The following is a 17622-nucleotide window of genomic DNA, read 5'->3' as shown; positions in this document are numbered from 1 at the left end:
GTTGTCTGTGGGGAGCGGCGATGGTGTGGGCAGATCGCCGCGAGGCATGGCAACAACGATCATTCGACGCGCGCACGCCAGGCGATGTCGATTATGCGCGCGTCATCCACTCAGCTTCATTTCGGCGCCTCCAAGGCAAAACCCAGATCTTGAACTTGGGCGACAGCGACTTTTACAGAACACGTCTCACGCACTCGCTCGAGGTTGCGCAGATAGCAGTCGGACTGACGATCCAACTCCGGCACAACCTGCCCAGCCACGAAGCAATTCATTATCTGCCCGAGCGAAGCATGATGCAGGCGATCGCCTGCACTCACGATCTCGGACACCCGCCGTTCGGTCATGGCGGCGAGGTCGCGCTAAACTACTGCATGCGCGATGACGGCGGCTTTGAGGGCAACGGGCAAACGCTTCGTATCCTCTCGAAGCTTGAGAAGATGTCGAAAGCGGCCGGCTCCAACCTGACGCGCGAAACGATGCTCGGCGTACTCAAATACCCTGTGGCGTTCAAAGAAGCCGCAAACCCAAGCAAGAGGCCGAAGCTCCTGGAAAATACTAGTGGTACGCCGATCCTCGATCGAAAGGCGTCAAAACCACCGAAATGCTACCTTGATTGCGAACAGGCCGTCGTCGACTGGCTTCTCGAGCCGCTCGCACCATCCGATCGAGATGAGTTCCAAGCGTTCAACGAGGCGTCGGGCAAGCATCATGAAGCTCGGCATAAATCGTTCGCATGCAGTCTCATGGATCTGGCAGATGACATCAGCTTCGGCATTCACGATCTCGAAGATGTACTGGCGATGCACCTTATTTCCCGGGCTAATTTCGAGAAGCACGTAAGGCCTCAGCAGTGCGCCGCGCTATTGGATTACCTCAATTCGGAGTACCCGGGCCAATACGGCAATGACGTCTATGCAGGGTTTGCTGACCGGCTCTTTGGCGATGGGAACGAGAGGAAACATCAGATCAATCGCGTTCTGAATATGGTGATCCCTTCCGTCGATATTCACGAGAAAGCGGAGTTCGCCGAACCGCGGATAAAATATCAGGCCGTGCTCCCGGCGCCGGTGATGGCATTTGTGGTGGCGATCAAGAACCTCGTACGGGAGGAGGTTATCTACAGCCCAAGCGTCCAACACCTCGAGTTCAAAGGCCAGATGATGGTCATCGCTGTCTTTGAGGTGATGCGTTCAGACCCGGAGAAATTTCTGCCAGCCGACGTCTTTGAACGATGTAAGGAGGCTTCCGATCCCTTGCGTCACATCTGCGACTATGTCGCCGGCATGACGGATGGGTACTTGCTGAGGACCTATGACCGGCTGTTCAGCCCTAGGATGGGCTCCGTATTCGATAGACTTTAGCCGACGTGCCATGATGTTGTCGCACGGCAGGGAATACGATCATGCCCAGGGTCGTACTCCAGCATGATCTTTTCCATGGTGCGGCACCCCGCTCCCACCGATTTTCCGCCCAGAACTATTTGAAATCCCGTGTCTTCACCTTGATCTGGTCGATGTGCAGATAGGGATCGATGATATCCCGCGGCCTCGGCCCCTTCGGTAGCCCGCGCGGGTCGGGCGTCGGACTGCCGTGGTGGAACTCGTCGCCGCGCCCATGCGGCAGCGGGAAGGCAGCATCGCGATCACCAACGCTGGCCAGCTCCACTGAGAGATCGCTCAACCGATGGGCAACGAGATGCACCACCTCGCCTTCCCGCTGAATGCGCCCATAAACGCCGATCATACCGGCGCCGAGCACCACCCGACGGTATTTTTCGAAGACCTTCACCCAAACCACCAGGTTGGCGATGCCGGTCTCGTCTTCGAGCGTGATGAACATGACGCCCTTGGCCGAGCCTGGCCGCTGCCGGACCAGCACAAGGCCCGCTGCTTCCAGCCATTGGCCGTCGCGCGCCTGCATGGCCTCGCGGCAAGAAACGATACGCTTGCGCCGCAGGTCGGCGCGCAGGAAGGAAACAGGATGATCGCGCAGCGTCAGCCCGACGTGCCCGTAGTCTTCGACGACCTCACCGCCTGATGTCATGGCGCGTAGCGCGACAAGGGGCTCGTGGATCTCCGGCACCGTCCGATGTTCACGGGCGGAGGCGGCGGCAAACAGCGGCAGCGGCTCGTCACGCAGTGCCTTGATTGCCCACAGTGCCCCACGCCTCGCCAGCGACAGGGACGGTTGGAACGCGTCAGCCTGGGCGAGTTCAACGAGCGAGGCAGCGGGAACACCAGCGCGCTGCCAGAGGTCATCGACCGACGCGAAGGGCAGGTCGGCGCGGGTGGTGACGATTGCCGCGGCGTCGGCGTTGGCAAGGCCGCGAACCATGCGCAGGCCCAGGCGAATGGCGAACCGGTCCTCGTCCTCGGTGGGTTCGAGCGTGCAATCCCAGCGTGAGGCGTTGACGCAGACCGGACGCACCTCGACGCCATGGTCGCGCGCATCGCGAACGATCTGCGCCGGCGCATAAAACCCCATCGGCTGGGCATTGAGGAGCGCGGCGCAGAAAACGTCGGGGTGATGACACTTCATCCAAGAGGATGCGTAGGCGATCAGCGCGAAGCTCGCCGCATGGCTTTCGGGAAAGCCATAGCTGCCGAAGCCTTCCAGCTGCTTGAAGGTCTTTTCGGCGAACTCGCGCTCGTAGCCGTTCGTCACCATTCCGCCGATCAGCTTGGCGCCGAAGCTCGAAACGCCTCCGGTGTGCTTGAAGGTCGCCATGGCGCGGCGAAGCTGGTCAGCCTCTCCTGGCGTGAAGCCGGCGCATTCGATCGCCACGCGCATCGCCTGCTCCTGGAACAGCGGCACGCCCAGCGTCTTTCCGAGCACCTTCTCGAGTTCGGGTTTGGGATAGACGACCTCTTCCTTGCCTTCGCGCCGGCGCAGATAGGGATGCACCATGTCACCCTGGATTGGCCCGGGCCGCACGATCGCGACTTCGATGACCAGATCATAGAAGGTCCGCGGCTTGATGCGCGGCAGCATCGACATCTGGGCACGGCTTTCGATCTGGAAGGTGCCCAGCGTATCGGCCTTGCGGATCATCGCGTAGGTGCGCGGATCCTCGGCCGGGATCGTGGCGAGATCGAGAGTGATGCCCTTGTGTTGCGACAGGAGATCGAAGCCGCGCTTCATGCAGGACAGCATGCCAAGCGCCAGCACATCGACCTTCATGAACTTCAATGCGTCGATATCGTCCTTGTCCCATTCGATGACCTGCCGATCCTTCATCGCCGCCGGCTCGATCGGCACCAGGTCGTCCAACCTATCGCGGGTCAGGACGAAACCACCGGGGTGCTGTGACAGGTGGCGCGGGGCGCCGATCAATTGCCTGGCGAGGTCGAGCGCCAGGCGCAAGCGGCGGTCGCCGAGATTGAGGTTCAACTCTTCAGCATGTTTCGGCTGGACACCTTCGTCCGACCAGCCCCAGACCTGCGATGACAGCATCTTGATCAGGTCTTCGGGCAGGCCAAGCGCCTTGCCGACGTCGCGCAAGGCGCCTTTCGAGCGATAACGGATGACGGTGGAGCACAGCGCCGCGTGCTCACGACCGTAGGTTTCGAACACCCATTGTATGACGATTTCCCGCCGCTCATGTTCGAAATCGACATCAATGTCGGGCGGTTCGCGGCGCTCTTCCGAGACGAAGCGTTCGAACAGGAGATCGTTGCGGTCGGGGTCGATCGAGGTGATGCCGAGCACGTAGCAGACTGCGCTGTTGGCCGCCGACCCCCTGCCCTGACACAGGATGTCCTGGCTGCGGGCAAAGCGCACGATCGAATTGACCGTCAGAAAATACGGCGCGTATTGCAGCTTCTCGATGAGCTGCAGCTCATGCCTGAGCGTGCGAACAACCTTATCCGGCAGGCCTTCAGGAAACCGCTGCTTCGCGCCTTCCCATGTCAGTTTCTCCAAGGCCTGCTGCGGTGTCAGACCCGGCAGCATGCGCTCCTCGGGATATTGATAGGCAAGCTCGCCCAATGAGAACCGGCAGCGCTCGGCGATTTCAAGCGTCCGCGTAAGCGCCTCGAGGTTGCGACCAAAAAGCCGTGCCATTTCCCCGGGCGATTTCAGGTAGCGGTCGGCATGCCGCTCGCGACGAAACCCGGCATTGTCGATCGTCACATTGTGCCGAATACAAGTGACGACATCCTGCAGGATGCGGCGTGACGGCTCGTGGAAAAGCACATCGTTGGTGACGACGGTTGGCACGCCGGCCTGTCCAGCAAGGTTGGACAGATCGTGCAGCCGTAGTGCGTCATTGGGACGGCGGCGCAGCGTCAGGGCCATATAGGCTCGGTCGCCAAATGCCTCGCGCAGCCGCCGCAGCCACATCGAGCATGTGTCGTCGGCCTGGTCGGGAACGAGCACTGCAATGAGGCCCTCGCCATAGGCGACAAGATCTGCCCAATGGAGCACGCATTTCGCCTTGCCGCCTCGCCTCTTGCCCAGCGACAGCAACCGGCACAGCCGGGAGTAGGTCGCGCGATCGGTCGGATAGACCAGGATCGAGATCTCTTCCGCGAGATCAAGGCGGCAGCCGACGATCAGCCTGACACCGGTCGCCTTCGCCGCTTCGTGTGCCCGGACGATGCCGGCCAGGCTGTTGCGATCGCAGATGGCAAGTGCGGGCATGTCCATGAGGGCGGCCTGCGCAAACAATTCTTCGCAGGAGCTGGCGCCGCGCAGGAAGGAGAAATGCGAGGTGCATTGCAACTCGACGTAACGTCCGGTCATCCGAAGACGCCGTGCAGAAACCAGCGATGCGAACCCGTCGCGGCATCCTCGCCGTCGCCGGCGCGATAGATCCAGAACCGTTCACCGGCGTCGTCCTCGACCTGGAAATAGTCACGCACGGCGGCAAGCTCGGCGTCGCGTTTCCACCACTCGCCGAACACTCGCTCGGGACCATCGGCGCGCTTGACCCGTCGACGGATGCCTCTCCAGGTGAAGCTGGCCGGCGGATGGTCCGGCAGCAGCGCGATCGCCTCGATCAGTTCCGGCACCGCCAACAAACGGGCCGGACGCGGCCAATGGTCTGGCCATGCCTGGCCAGTCTCCGCCGAGGCCGGCGCGACGCGCCTAAACGATCGCTCGGGCACGTCGCTTGCCACCGGGGTAAACCGATAGAGCTTTTCCTCTCCGACACGATTGCCGAGGACGTCGATCAGGTTCGAAATGTCAGCATCCCGTTGCTCAATGAGCGACGAAATGGTCTGCCTGGGCGTCAGCGGTTCCGCCAACGGCGCGGACAGGCGCATCAGCTCGATGCCGAAACCCGGATCGATCTTCTCGATCTTGTCGCAGAGCAGCCGCGTCAGCCGCTTCACATCGCGGACAGGCAGGGCCGTGCCGACGCGAACGGCTTCGATGCGATTGTCGACGCGGTAGAGCAGCAGGTCGAGCCGTCGGGCGCCGAGGCCCATGGTCTCCAGTTCAACACACAGCGCTTGAACAAGCTTGCCGATGTAGCGGGCGATTGTCTCGGCGGCACCAATGGGCTCGCCAAAGGCACGTTTCACCTCGACCACGTCGGCGGGCCGCACGGGCTCGATCGGCTCGGCAAGGCGCCCAGCAGCTTGGTCAAGGCGCCGGCCGAGTTCCGGCCCAAAGCGCAGCGTCAGTGGCGCGCGAGACTGCTTCAGGAGTTCGCCAACCCTGTCGAAGCCCAGGACCCGCAGACCGCCAACGATCGCATCGGGCAATCGCAGTGCCGCGATGGGAAGAGGGACGATCGCATCATAGGCTGCGTTGACGGCCACCACACTGACGGCCTGCTTGACGTATCGCGCAACGGCATGAGCGGCGCCCCAGCTATCGGCTACCGCTGCCCGCGCCGAAAAGCCGACCTGGCTGAGCCGTTCGACCATATCGGCCAGCATCAACTGCTCACCGCCATGAAGGTGATCGGCGCCCGTGGTGTCCATGACCAATCCGTCCGGATGATCCATAGCGACGATCGGCGCGTAACGCCGCAATGCCCACAGGGCCAGCCGCTCTAATGCCTCCGCATCGGCATCGGGCTCCGCGTCCATAACCGCCAGCCCCTGAACGAGGGCCTGCGCCTTTGTCGCAGGCATTCCGACGCGCAAGCCCGCTTCCATTGCCGCGCGATCTGTTGCTGTCACCAGGCGACGATTGCCATGGCGCCCGACCAGCACCAGAGGCCTATCCAGCGACGGCGAGACGTCGCCCAATTTCCTTCTGAGCCGGTCGGTCGACCAGCTTGGAAGGAAGAGCGAGACGACCCTGGGCATCACATGCCTCCACTTCGATATCGAGCGTTTCCCCTCCGCGGGACCGGATCAACTCAAGTTGCCATCGTGCCCGGCCGACGCCCGGCACCGGAAGCGGCCGCGATGGCAAGACAGAAACCCGCCAGCGCGTGACAGACGCCGTCGGCTGCCCGAAATCGGCGGTTTCGGTCTGGCGGCGCCAGCGACGGATGGCGATGCCCATGGCGCCCGAGCCTTCCGATGCAAGCTGCAAGCGTCGCGAGGCCGTCATCGACAGACGGGCAACCTCGGCAACCACAGCCCCAAGCCCGACGTGCCGCAGGCCTTCCTCGAAGCAGGCGAGCAGGGATTTGTCGTCACCGGCCTCGACGTAGATCACCCGATCGGGATGGAGCCCGACTTGGGCGATTGCCGGTGCAAACAGATCCTGGCGCGTCACGCACCACAGCACCTTGCCTTGCGTCCTGGCAGCAATCCCTGCAGCAAAAAGCGACGCCGCAGCGCCATCGATTGCTCCATTGCCGCCGCCAGCAATTTCATGCAGAGCGCCAAGTGCCACACCGCCGCTAGGCAGGTGGTCGTCGATAGAGGAAATGCCGAAAGGGAGCACCGCTTTTTCGCGTGAATTGCCGCCTTCGAGACGCGCAATGCGATTTCGAAGATCGGAAATGGCAGCGTTTGGCGCCGATGCACTCATCTGTCCCCTGAACGCGAAATGCTGATGGTATGTTCCTCATTTGTTCTCTTCCTAATGAAGAGTCAATGGGATGGTGAGGTGGCGCTGCGGAAGAAATGTTTGTCGCGACCGCCCGCCCGGTGGCACCGATGGGACGCCTGCAAAGAGGACGATGCGGTCGAAAGCCACGATGCCCAGCTGGGCGTCGCGCCGGCAACTGGCGGCGCCCAAAGGAAAAACGGCGCATAAACCGCAGTCCTGCGCGTGTCCGCCAATGCGGACATTGGCGCGCGCGGGACGGAGGAAATTCGCCCCCCGCCGCGGTCGGTTAACAGGACAGCCGTAGGAGCGTCAGCATAGCGCCGGCCGCAGGACGGGACGCGGGACCGACTGTCCCCGTCCGCGGCGGTCCGCATCATGATGGGCGATGGAGGCATTTGCCTTGGAAATCGGAATGGAGTGCCGATCCATTGCCTCGTTGGCTATCGCGTTGAAAAAACAGACCCCATTCCTCTGTTGCCAAGAGCCTATTGACTTCAATGTTCTTATTTTGTTCACTGTCGACACGATTGGCACAGGAGGCGAACCATGGAACTTCGCTTGAACATTGAAGGCGCAACGCCCGAAGAACTGGCCCGAGGAGTCGCGGCAGCCGAGGCAGTCTTCGCGCGAGCCGGCATTACGGCTTTGCAAGGCGCGGAAGGTTTGTTCGCGTTGGAAGGGTGGGATATCAAAGGCTTTCCAGAAGACGACCAGCCAACCGAGGACGAGGACCATGCTGCTTCAGTCTGGATGGAAGCCGACGAGGCCGCGACGATAGCATGTTGTGCGGGCTGGCCGGAGGACAAAGTTCCGCGCCGCCAGATCATGGAACTGATCAACGTGCCCCGGACGCGGTTGCAAGCCGAGGCCATTCCAGACACCTGGCCGGAGCGCAAGAACCTCTATCCCGACGTCGTCAAACGGCTGGAGGTTACAGCTGGCCCGGACCGCCAGATCGACTTCGATATTGCCTTCGTTCTTGGTTGGGTTCCCGAGCGGCCAACGCTGGATCGGGTCGAGCCCCTTTCAGAAGATGGCGACCGTATTCCCTTCTTCACCAGTGACCTTGCCCAGGTTGAAGAAATGGCTCGCAAGGCGCTCAAGGACTGGACGATTGAAATTGACCGCGATCCCTACGATGCCCACGTTTTCGACCCTGCAGCCGCCGATGACGGTGACGAATTGCGGATGGCGGCGTGGCGCGATTTCGACGGCTCCTTGCTTATGGAGAGTCCGCCTGCAAATCCTGCAATCGCACTGACCCTGGCAATAATGCGCGGCCAGTCGATGCATTTCGATTAGTGGTGAGCCGGTTACACGGCCGCCATCGTCCATCGGTAGTGCTTGGCCACTCCAGGTCGTACGGCCAGATGGCCGAACGTGTGACGGGGCCAAACCGCATCTGAGGAGAGAGACCATGTCAGAAAAGCCACCCTATATGCCGACCGGCATTGGAATGGGCGTGATGAGCGACGATGAGACCAAGGTCGGCGTTCTGATATTTGAAACCGCGCAAGGTAACTTCGACTTCGCCGTCAATCTGCAGGCAGTCGATGTCCTCACCAAGGCAATCAATAAGATCGAGATGCATCTGCGCTCCGGCAGGACGCACTGAGTGTCCGACGATGCGCCAGATCAGAGAAAGCCGAAGCTGATCGTTGTCGTGGCGTTCGACCGCGGCGAAGATGGCGAACTGTTCACAGCATACGGCCCGACCGACCAGCAAAGCGAGGACCGCGCCGTTCGCATCGCCAAGGCGCTAGCGGGGAAGCATATAGGCGTCATAGCATGGAGTCGCGACGCCGATCCGGCGCTTGGCGAATATGGACCGCCAACGGTACTTTTCACCGACGGCGACGTGGCGGATATGGAGTGAAAATGATCAATCCACCCAGAGACCAATTCGACCATGACTATGCAGACCGCTCGCTGGATTGCGAGGAGGCCATGGAGCCCGGCTTTCAGGCGATCATCGATTGCATGCTGGAAGTGGGCTGGACCCGAGGGGAGACATTGCGGGCGCTTAAGCGGTTGATTGCCGCCGACAACATGACCCAGAAAGAAAATGCAAAGACCGAAGCCCAACTCGCGATTGCGCGCGCCATGATACGCGCCGGCAAGCTGCTGTAGACTGCCAGTTACAGTTTGCTGACCCCAGCTTCGTCAACCTCCGCTTCCATCTGATCGCCGACCGGCTCCGCCTTGCCGGCATCCTGGATCGACTGGCCATCGAAGCCCTGCAGCCAAGAGTCTGCGTATTCCCTCCAGAACTCGGGCACGACGCGCTCCCTTCCGTCCTTGCGCGCTTGTGCCCCATAGAGCCAAGCATATCCGACGCGCTCCTGATCCTTCTTAGCCACGGCCATGGTCGTTCTCGCGCAAGATGTCGGCATCGGTCGCGGCCTTCACGAATGCTGCCCTTGCCACACTAGCTTCTTTGATCCCCTCCAGGGCGGCCAGACACGCTTTTCGAGCCGCCACATGGCTTTTCCCTGTCGCGAACGGCCAACGATTGAGAAGGATATCGGCCGCCTGCGCCACTCGCTCAACCTTGTAAACAGTGTTACCGGACCGGCCCAACGCGACCGAAACGGGCATATCGAAACGCTGGTCTTGCATCACGTCACCCCTGAGTTACTCGAACGCGATTCAAGCATCGGCGCGCGATTCAGTTCCGCTGCCATTCCGGAATGCCGCTGCGCTGTTGGGCGACGGCCTCGACCATGCGCGGAAACGCTGTCGACTTCCTCATTATCACCCGTAGCAGCGAGCCGGAACCGATGGTTCAATGAGTGAGAGAAAGTGGGTAGCGCTCTCACTCTAGCGCTACCATTTTCGACCACGCCGACTTCAGTGTCGATGAACCCGAACCCTTCCGAAACGGACAACAATTGATGGCCGCGTCATCTGACAGCGGTATGCAATTGACCCTTTCGCAGGCCGCAATGTCCTAATTGCTGCCCCGGCGATCTGATGCCGTTCCCCAATTGCTCTTGGTGCGTACATTGCCAGCGCAACCATCGGAAAAGGGAACGACCCACATGATCCAGAAGCGACTTATGCCACACGCCGACCCAAGAATATTAGCGGTGGCAATCTGATGATCATAGCGCATCTGCTCGACATGGATGGGGTTCTGGTCCGGGGCGGCCAGGCGATTGCAGGCTCGGTCGATTATGTTGCCGGGCTGGTCGCCACCTGCAAGCCGTTTCAGATCTTTACTAACAACTCCCGCTTTACGCCGGAAGATCATGCCGAGCGTTTGCGGGCGGTTGGCTTCCCCGTACAGCCCGAGCACATCTATACGTCGGCGCTCGCGACTGCCCGGTTCATGGCGTTGCAAAAGCCTGGGGCGTCCGCCTATGCCATCGGCGACCATGGGCTGGTCGAGGCTTTGCGGTCTGCAGGCTGCCGGATAACCGAATTTGCTCCCGAGTTCTTAGTTGTTGGCGACACAAAATCATACCACTACGAGCAGATCGCCTTCGGCGCCGAGCTCGTGGCAAGGGTGCCTGGTTCCTCGCCACAAATCCGGATGCCACTGGGCCGACCGAGCGTGGCTTCCATCCTGCCTGCGGTGCCGTTGCAGCATTGATAGAAAAGGCCACCGGCCGTCACCCCTATTTCGTTGGCAAGCCTAACCCGTTCATGATGCGAAGCGCGCTGGAACGCCTGGGAGTTGGGGCGGCCGATACGATCATGGTCGGCGACAGGATGGATACGGACGTTGTCGCCGGATTGGAATCGGGTCTGAAGACGGCCCTTGTTCTTACTGGGGTGAGCACGCGGGCTGACATGGAGCGGTTTCCATTCAGACCGGACCACGTGATCGAGCGCCTCGCCGATCTTGGCGATATCCTCATGAAGGAATGAACATGTGGAAACGATGCGCGTTGGAGCCCACTCGGTCGTCCGCAATCTCTTCGTGGGCTTCCGTTGTCCCGAACCCGTCGAGCGCACCCGACGGGATTCGAACCTGTGACCTCTGCCTTGGGACGGCATCGGCTAGCCTCTGTCCCCAAATTGGAAAGTTTTGGGCTAACCCGCGTGCCTCCGATAGCAGAAGAAAGCCTCTTTGATAGTGGGTGTTGCGATGTAGCGGTCTCCCGACTCGAACCCCCGCAGCCGCGGTCTGCTATCCTATTTTCACGCCGCTACCGCCGTTTGCCGCATTGGCCGGACAGATCCATTCCAGGCATTGCAAGGAAAGGGTAGCGTGATTGTCTTAGGTGAATGCTCCACTGTCGCGGAACTCAGCCCGCGGGGCGATGTGCAGCGAGAAAAGCAATGAAACGCGAACTTGGCGGGCTCCTGCTGTTCGGCATTAATCGAGAACAGGCAGCGGTAGCTATCGGCGTCAGTCCAACGACGTTCGACCAGATGGTCGCGGATGGCCGTATGCCACAACCGCGGATGCCCAGCAAAGAGCGCTATGTCTGGGACGTGGAGGAACTGGCAGAGGCATTCCGGCGACTACCACACCGCAACAGCAAACTTGACGGCGTGTCCTCCAGCGATAATCCTTGGGATCGCAGATGATGGACGTGGCGAGCACCATGGTGAAATTCAATCTGAAAGGCGTTGTCGAAGACAGGGATCGGCACGGCAATATCCGGCTGTACTTCCGCGCACCGGGTAGAAAAAAGATCCGTCTGCGAGAAAAGCCAGGTTCAGCCGAGTTCCACGAAGAAGTGCGCTGCGCGCGAGATGGCGTTCCTTATGCTTCGGCTCAGAATGTGGTCAGGCCTGTAGTGAGGCCAGTGGCCCCTCGGGGCAGCCTGATGTGGCTTTGCCAAGAGTATTTCCGGCGCGGTGGCGCAGAGGTCGGCGAAGGCACGATGCTTCGACGACGAACAATACTTGAAGGCGTTTGCAAACTGCCTCACCCGCTGACCGGGCCAGTCAATCCGGACTTCTCGACGAAGGGTTCATTACCATTCGCGGCCATGAAGCGGTCTCACGTCAAGGAGCTCCGTGATACCCGGTCAGACGCTCCGGGGGCAGCCAACAATATTACAAAAGCCATTAGCGCAATGTTCGCCTGGGCCAAGGATGCCGAGATGGTCGAGGTCAATCCGGCAAACGGAATAAAGCGCCTGACTTCGGGCAATGGCGAAGGTTTCCACACCTGGGAAGTGTCGGAGATCGTCCAGTATGAGAAACGGCATGCGCGCGGCACCATGGCTCGTATGGCGCTGGCGATTTTCATGTTCACAGGTTTGCGACTGTCCGATGCAGCAATCTTCGGCAGACAACACATTACCCAGGTTCGCAACAAGGATACCGGGACCTGGGAGAAGTGGATCAGGATCAAGCCTGGCAAGACCGACAAGAGCAAGGTGCGCAAGGAAGCGATTGTCGTCGAACTGCCTCTACTCCCAGAACTCGAGGATGAGCTTTCCTTCGCCCCGGCCGGCAACCTGACGTTCCTCGTCACCGAGTACGGTCGGCCTTTCTCGGAAAACGGCCTTGGTAACAAGATGCGCCAATGGTGCGACGAAGCGGCGCTCCCGGGCTGCAGCGCCCACGGGGTCCGCAAGGCAGGCGCCACCGTTGCCGCAGAAAACGGTGCCACGCATGAACAGCTGAAGGCGATTTACGGCTGGACGACGTATCAGCAGCCCGATCATTACATCCGCAAGGCACGCCGCCGGATAGTGGCGCAGTCGGCCCGGACGCTTCTGGTATTCGATCGAAACGAGAACGAAAATGTCCCACTTTTGGAGGGGGTGGAAGAAAGTGGGACAAAAAAGTACAAAAAACCCAATTAAATCAATGGCAGCGAAAGCCAATGGTGGGCCCGGAGGGACTCGAACCCCCAACCAAGCGGTTATGAGCCGCCGGCTCTAACCATTGAGCTACAGGCCCCACGCGGGCTGGCTTAGTGTTTTTCGCCCGCTCGCACAAGGCTTTCGAAAGCTCTGGCGGCAGCCGCCAAAATCAGCCCATATTCGCTGCGTAGAGCGGCTTGCGCCCATAAGGCGCGTGAACAGGTCCAGGCCCATGCACCGCATTGCAGAAAATCAGCGCCTTTGCGGCGTCGAGGCGGATTGCGGCACCGGGCTGCGGACCGCAGACTTCGAGGAGTTTTCATGACCAGACATCTTTTGCCCATCGCGCTCGCTGCCGCGGTCGCCTTCCCGGCGCTGGCAAGCGCCGCCGACACCCAGCCCCCGCCCCGCGTCATTGTGTCGGGCGAAGGCGAAGCGACCGTTGCGCCGGACATGGCGATCCTTTCGCTCAGCGTCATGCGTGAGGCAAAGAGCGCGCGCGAAGCGCTCGATGCCAATAACGACGCCATGGCGGCGGTGATCGCAGCGATGAAATCCGCCGACATTGCCGACCGCGACCTGCAGACCGCGGGCATCCAGATCAACCCTCGCTACAACTATACCAACAAGGCCGACGGCAGCCAGGAGGCCGAGCTCGTCGCCTATCAGGTGACCAACACGCTGTCGGTGCGCGTGCGCAATGTCGACAAGACGGGCGAGATCCTCGACAAGGCGGTGTCGCTCGGCGTCAACCAGGGCGGCGGCATCACCTTCACCAATGACGATCCGAAGGCGGCGATCACCGAGGCGCGCAAGAAGGCGGTCGCCGACGCGATGGCCAAGGCAAAGACGCTCGCCGAAGCGGCCGGCGTCAGCCTGGGCAAGGTGCTCGAGATCACCGACCAGAACGTCGCGCCGGCGCCGATGCCGATGGCGGCCAAATCATTCGACGCCGCCCGTTCGGCCGTGCCGGTGCAGGCTGGCGAGAACTCCTACAACGTCCAGGTCACGGTCACCTTCGAACTGAAGTGACGTTCCCCAGATAGCCGACAATAAAAGCCCCGGAGGATCGATCCTCCGGGGCTTTTTTCGAGCCGCGCCTCACCTTGAGGGGCTCCGCTTATAGGCGATCCACGAAGGGGATCGTCCTTACACGCGATCCGCAGAGGAACGTCCTCAAAGCTGATCCGCGAAGAGGATCGTCCTTTCAGCCTCAGCGATAGATGATCGGGCAGCCGCGCTCGTTGGCGAACACCACCACGACACGATCGCCATACTGGCGGCCGGCCACTTTCACGGTGCGGCGGCTGATGTCGACGACGCGGGCGCGATGCAGACCCATGCGTTCGGCCTTGTCGAGGGCGCGATCCGGCGAGCAGCCCCGCCAATCGCGGTCACGGCGCCAGTCACGGCGATAACCGTCATCGTCGCCCGTGTAGACGCCGAAACGCGGGTCGTGGTTGTTGCCGAAGCCGAGATAGAGGCTGTCCGCATGGGCGGCGCCGAGCGTGCCAAGCCCGACAAGGGCCGAAAGGGCTGCCGCCTTGATCTGATTGAACATCGTCTCTCTCCTTGTTGCGGGCTCTCGCCCTTGAACTGATGATTGGCGAACCAATGATTGCAAAATGCCATTTCGTGTCTGAACTTTTCGCGAACCGGGTGTTCATGTCCGGTTCATGTGGAAGGAAAGGCAAAATCCTCACACATCCATCATCCCGCTCGCTTCAAAGTCCGGAGCCGGAAACGCGCCGTGGTGCGCTCGGTTCCCCTCAAAACGCGAACCCGTCGGGTTTCGTCGTCAAACGCGAACCCGCCAGGGTTCGTCGTCAAGATGCGAACCCGTCAGGGTTCGTCATCAAGTATATAGTCAAAATAGTCGTCCGGCTCGGCCAGATCGGTTTCCCTGGCCTTCACCCGGCCGCGGATCGAAATCCCGGCCTCGTGCACGGTCTCGGCACTTCCTGAAACCAGCCTGTGCCACCAGTAGAGATCGTGTCCCTCGGCCACGAGCCGGTAAGCGCAGGTTTTTGGCAGCCAGGTGATGGTGCGCACATTCTGCGGCGTCAGCCCGACGCAGTCGGGCACCCGCGCCAGGCGGTTCGCATAATCGGCGCAGCGGCATTTGTCGGCGTCGAACAGCCGGCAGCCAACGCTGGTCCAGAAGATCTCGCCGGTATCCTCGTCCTCGAGCTTCGACAGGCAGCATTTGCCGCAGCCGTCGCAAAGCGATTCCCATTCGGCAGGGGTCATCGCCTCAAGCGTCTTGGTTTTCCAGAATGGTGCGGTCATTTCGGTGGATTTGGCCCTCCGCGGCCTTGCGGTCAAGCGCTGCTGTCACTGTGACCCGGTATCAACATTAGAAAAACACGAAATTGCCTTCAAAAGGTCGGCCGGGCATCCTTGGTTGGCGTCAATGCCCGAAGGAACCAATTGCGGCTGACGAAAGTTTGGGCAGGGATGGGACCCCATTAGGAGAAAATGATATGAAACGCCAACCACGGATTCTGGCGGGTACGGCAATCGGCCTGCTTATGGCATCCGCGCCGTTGGGCGCGTATCCGCTGCAGGGGGGTGTCGCTTCCGGCAGCCTGCATGGCGCGCCGCTCGTCCTGGCTCAGGCCGCTTGCGCCGAAGGCCAGTCGGCCGAGGAATGCGCCCAAGCCGGCCAGCAGGGTGGCGAACAGCCACGGAAAAGGAAGCGCGATCAGCAGCAGCAAGGCGAATCGGCGCCGGCCGAACAAGCCGCACCTGCCGAGTCTGAACAGCAGCCACGCAAGAAGCGGCACGAGCAGCAGCAGATGGAGTCCAACCAGGGGGAACAAGCAGCACCGGCCGAGCAGCAGCTCAAGCCGCGCAAGAAGCGCGACCAACAGCAGCAGATCGAGGCGGCCCCCGCAGATCAGAGCGGACAGCCCGCAGCCGAAGAGCAGCAGCCGCGCAAGAAGAAGCGCCAGCAGCAGCAAACAGAAACCGCACCGGCCGAGCAACCCGCCGAGCAGGCGGCGCCGGCGACCGACGAACAGCAGCCGCGCAGGAAGAAGCGCCAGCAGCAGCAAACAGAAACCGCACCGGCCGAGCAGCCCGCCGAGCAGGCGGCACCTGCGACCGACGAACAGCAGCCGCGCAAGAAGAAGCGCCAGCAGCAGCAAATCGAAACCGCGCCGGCCGAGCCGCCTGCTGAACAGGCGGCGCCCGCCAACGACAACACGCCGCAGGACAAGCTGCGCAGGAAGAAGCAGCAGCAGACCGAGACCGCCCCGACCGAGCAGGCGCCGAAGACCGAGGCTCCTGCCGGCGAGCCGGCGCAGCAGGCCGAGCCGCAGCAGAACAAGCAGCAAGCTGCACCGGCCGAAGGCGAACAGCCTCAGGACAAGACAAAAAAACGCAGGAAGGCTCTCGGCGAGCAGCCCGGCGCTGGTCAAGCCGTGACGGGAGAGCAACCTTCGACCAAGCAGCCCTCCAGCGAAGGCCAGACAACCACCGGCGGCCAGCCTGCCACCGGCGAGCAACCACCAGCCGAGGGCGGCGCGAACGCCGGCGCTGCCGCGCAGGGCGAAGCGCCTGCCAACGCGAATGAGGCTCCAGTCCTCGACAGCCAGAAGGACGCCGTTCGCAAGCGCAAAGGCCGCCAGCCGGCCGGCCAGAACGAGAATGGCCAGGCCAGCGGTGAGCAAGGCGGCAGCCAGGCTGGACAGCAAGGCGGCAACCAGGCCGAGCAGCAGGGAGGCCAGCAGGCGCAAAGGCCTGCGCCGGTCGATCAGGGCCCGCCGCCCACCGACGACAAGACGGCGCAGCAGGCGATCCAACCTGAAAAGATTGTTCCTGCCACCGAGGAGAAAGGCAAGCGGATCGACCGCACGCCCGAAGACTTCGCCCGCGAGCGGCGTCGGCCGCAGGGCGCAGACGTAGTGAAGCAGTTCGGCGACCGCGTGATCCTCCAGTTCAACAACCAGACGTTCGTGGAAAGCAACGAGGCGCCTCGCATCACCCGCGGCGCCAGGGATGTCTACTACGAGGATTTGTCGGGCGATCGCACCCGCGAAATCGTCGAGCGCGATAACGGCATCCGGATCATCACCATCCGCAACCGCAATGGCGATGTCATCAGGAGATCGCGCATCACGCCGGATGGCCACGAATACGTGCTGAGCTATGTCGACGAGCGGTACTATAACGATGTCGACGAATGGCGCGATCCTGGCGACGACCTGCCGCCGATGCGGCTCGACATCCCGCGCCGGGACTACATCCTGGATTCCGAGGATGTCGAGAGCGACGACGACTACTACAATTTCCTCGAGCAGCCGCCGGTGGAAAAGGTGACGCGTCTCTACTCGATCGACGAGGTGAAGCGGTCGGCCCGCGTGCGCGACATCGCCCGTCGCATCGATCTCGACACGCTGAACTTCGACTTCGGCTCGGCCACGATCTCCGACACCGAGGTGCAGAAGCTCGATGGCGTCGCCAACGCCATGGAAAAACTTCTGAAGAAGAACCCGGCGGAAACTTTCCTGATCGAAGGCCATACCGACGCGGTCGGCACGCCGGACGCAAATCTCGCCCTGTCGGACCGTCGCGCCGAGGCGGTTGCCGAGGCACTGACCAATGCCTTTGGCATCCCGGCCGAGAACCTTACCACGCAGGGTTATGGCGAGGAGTATCTCAAAGTGAACACGCCCGGTCCGAACCGCGAGAACCGCCGCGTCGCCATCCGCCGCATCACCTCGCTGGTGGCTCCGGTGGCGAGCAACAACGAGCAATGATTTCAAAATCCTGACCCGATTTCGGAATCAGCGTGACAAGATGGGCCCGTCCGGATCCGGACGGGCCTGTGCTTGAAAACTCAAGAAGAATTGTCCTGCTTGTCCCGCCGCGCTCATTGAATCGCCGC

At 61.6% G+C, this 17622-nt stretch carries 17 protein-coding genes, 1 tRNA gene and 1 pseudogene; 11 read left to right on the top strand and 8 right to left on the bottom strand.

Annotated elements, in window-relative coordinates; translation table 11 throughout:
- Positions 1 to 20 precede the first annotated feature (20 nt).
- Positions 21 to 1361, top strand: coding sequence for an anti-phage deoxyguanosine triphosphatase (locus YU3_RS0121740; RefSeq protein WP_027168232.1), 1341 nt, complete (start codon positions 21 to 23; stop codon positions 1359 to 1361).
- Positions 1362 to 1476: 115 nt separating this feature from the next.
- On the opposite strand, the gene YU3_RS0121735 is transcribed toward YU3_RS0121740, so the two are convergent.
- The 3 genes from YU3_RS0121735 to YU3_RS0121725 are packed head-to-tail and all read right to left on the bottom strand — an operon-like array spanning position 1477 to position 6939.
- On the bottom strand, positions 1477 to 4743 hold the full coding sequence (locus YU3_RS0121735) for an error-prone DNA polymerase (RefSeq protein WP_027168231.1): 3267 nt from the start codon (positions 4741 to 4743) through the stop codon (positions 1477 to 1479).
- On the bottom strand, positions 4740 to 6263 hold the full coding sequence (locus tag YU3_RS0121730; protein WP_027168230.1) for a DUF6504 family protein: 1524 nt from the start codon (positions 6261 to 6263) through the stop codon (positions 4740 to 4742). The genes YU3_RS0121735 and YU3_RS0121730 overlap by 4 nt, the downstream gene beginning before the upstream one ends.
- On the bottom strand, positions 6175 to 6939 hold the full coding sequence (locus YU3_RS0121725) for an ImuA family protein (protein ID WP_027168229.1): 765 nt from the start codon (positions 6937 to 6939) through the stop codon (positions 6175 to 6177). Before YU3_RS0121725 ends, YU3_RS0121730 begins: the two co-directional genes overlap by 89 nt.
- A 567-nt stretch (positions 6940 to 7506) precedes the next feature.
- Between YU3_RS0121725 and YU3_RS0121720 the strand changes: the two genes are divergently transcribed.
- The 4 genes from YU3_RS0121720 to YU3_RS0121705 all read left to right on the top strand — a co-directional run bounded on the left by YU3_RS0121720 (position 7507) and on the right by YU3_RS0121705 (position 9090).
- Entirely contained in the window at positions 7507 to 8262 is a 756-nt protein-coding gene (locus tag YU3_RS0121720; protein WP_027168228.1) for a hypothetical protein, read from the top strand.
- A gap of 115 nt (positions 8263 to 8377) precedes the next feature.
- Entirely contained in the window at positions 8378 to 8575 is a 198-nt protein-coding gene (locus tag YU3_RS39500) for a hypothetical protein (RefSeq protein ID WP_027168227.1), read from the top strand.
- On the top strand, positions 8576 to 8836 hold the full coding sequence (locus tag YU3_RS0121710) for a hypothetical protein (RefSeq protein WP_027168226.1): 261 nt from the start codon (positions 8576 to 8578) through the stop codon (positions 8834 to 8836). It abuts the gene before it with no gap.
- Between the two features lie 2 nt (positions 8837 to 8838).
- Positions 8839 to 9090, top strand: coding sequence for a hypothetical protein (locus YU3_RS0121705; RefSeq protein ID WP_027168225.1), 252 nt, complete (start codon positions 8839 to 8841; stop codon positions 9088 to 9090).
- Between the two features lie 8 nt (positions 9091 to 9098).
- Here YU3_RS0121705 and YU3_RS0121700 read toward each other — a convergent pair whose 3' ends face one another.
- Both YU3_RS0121700 and YU3_RS0121695 read right to left on the bottom strand, forming a co-directional pair.
- Positions 9099 to 9326, bottom strand: coding sequence for a hypothetical protein (locus YU3_RS0121700; protein WP_027168224.1), 228 nt, complete (start codon positions 9324 to 9326; stop codon positions 9099 to 9101).
- Entirely contained in the window at positions 9313 to 9579 is a 267-nt protein-coding gene (locus tag YU3_RS0121695) for a DUF982 domain-containing protein (protein ID WP_027168223.1), read from the bottom strand. The genes YU3_RS0121700 and YU3_RS0121695 overlap by 14 nt, the downstream gene beginning before the upstream one ends.
- Before the next feature lie 481 nt (positions 9580 to 10060).
- Here YU3_RS0121695 and YU3_RS42260 point away from each other — a divergent pair.
- The 4 genes and pseudogenes from YU3_RS42260 to YU3_RS0121680 form a co-directional block, all read left to right on the top strand.
- A pseudogene (locus YU3_RS42260) lies at positions 10061 to 10312 on the top strand (TIGR01457 family HAD-type hydrolase); the annotation flags it as partial.
- Between the two features lie 56 nt (positions 10313 to 10368).
- Positions 10369 to 10833, top strand: a complete 465-nt coding sequence (locus YU3_RS42255) for an HAD hydrolase-like protein (RefSeq protein ID WP_348631179.1) — start codon at positions 10369 to 10371, stop codon at positions 10831 to 10833.
- 414 nt (positions 10834 to 11247) lie between these two features.
- Complete coding sequence (locus YU3_RS39495; protein WP_027168222.1) at positions 11248 to 11499, top strand: hypothetical protein; 252 nt, start codon at positions 11248 to 11250, stop codon at positions 11497 to 11499.
- Positions 11496 to 12731 carry a tyrosine-type recombinase/integrase gene (locus tag YU3_RS0121680; RefSeq protein ID WP_245273587.1) on the top strand — a complete coding sequence of 412 codons (1236 nt, stop codon included), beginning with the start codon at positions 11496 to 11498 and terminating at the stop codon, positions 12729 to 12731. The genes YU3_RS39495 and YU3_RS0121680 overlap by 4 nt, the downstream gene beginning before the upstream one ends.
- A 21-nt stretch (positions 12732 to 12752) precedes the next feature.
- Here the strand turns inward: YU3_RS0121680 and YU3_RS0121675 are convergent.
- A tRNA-Ile gene (locus tag YU3_RS0121675) sits at positions 12753 to 12828 on the bottom strand.
- Between the two features lie 224 nt (positions 12829 to 13052).
- Here YU3_RS0121675 and YU3_RS0121670 point away from each other — a divergent pair.
- Complete coding sequence (locus YU3_RS0121670) at positions 13053 to 13763, top strand: SIMPL domain-containing protein (RefSeq protein WP_027168220.1); 711 nt, start codon at positions 13053 to 13055, stop codon at positions 13761 to 13763.
- 181 nt (positions 13764 to 13944) lie between these two features.
- On the opposite strand, the gene YU3_RS0121665 is transcribed toward YU3_RS0121670, so the two are convergent.
- Entirely contained in the window at positions 13945 to 14292 is a 348-nt protein-coding gene (locus YU3_RS0121665) for a hypothetical protein (RefSeq protein ID WP_027168219.1), read from the bottom strand.
- Between the two features lie 281 nt (positions 14293 to 14573).
- Complete coding sequence (locus tag YU3_RS0121660; protein ID WP_027168218.1) at positions 14574 to 15020, bottom strand: YcgN family cysteine cluster protein; 447 nt, start codon at positions 15018 to 15020, stop codon at positions 14574 to 14576.
- A 194-nt stretch (positions 15021 to 15214) separates the two neighbouring features.
- Between YU3_RS0121660 and YU3_RS0121655 the strand changes: the two genes are divergently transcribed.
- Positions 15215 to 17494 carry an OmpA family protein gene (locus YU3_RS0121655; RefSeq protein ID WP_027168217.1) on the top strand — a complete coding sequence of 760 codons (2280 nt, stop codon included), beginning with the start codon at positions 15215 to 15217 and terminating at the stop codon, positions 17492 to 17494.
- Positions 17495 to 17622 lie beyond the last annotated feature (128 nt).

The organism is Mesorhizobium sp. WSM3224 (assembly GCF_000427725.1).
In the GTDB taxonomy this organism is placed as follows: Bacteria; Pseudomonadota; Alphaproteobacteria; order Rhizobiales; family Rhizobiaceae; genus Mesorhizobium.
Note: the sequence above shows the minus strand (reverse complement) of the source record. Positions and strands in the feature narration are given on the sequence as shown.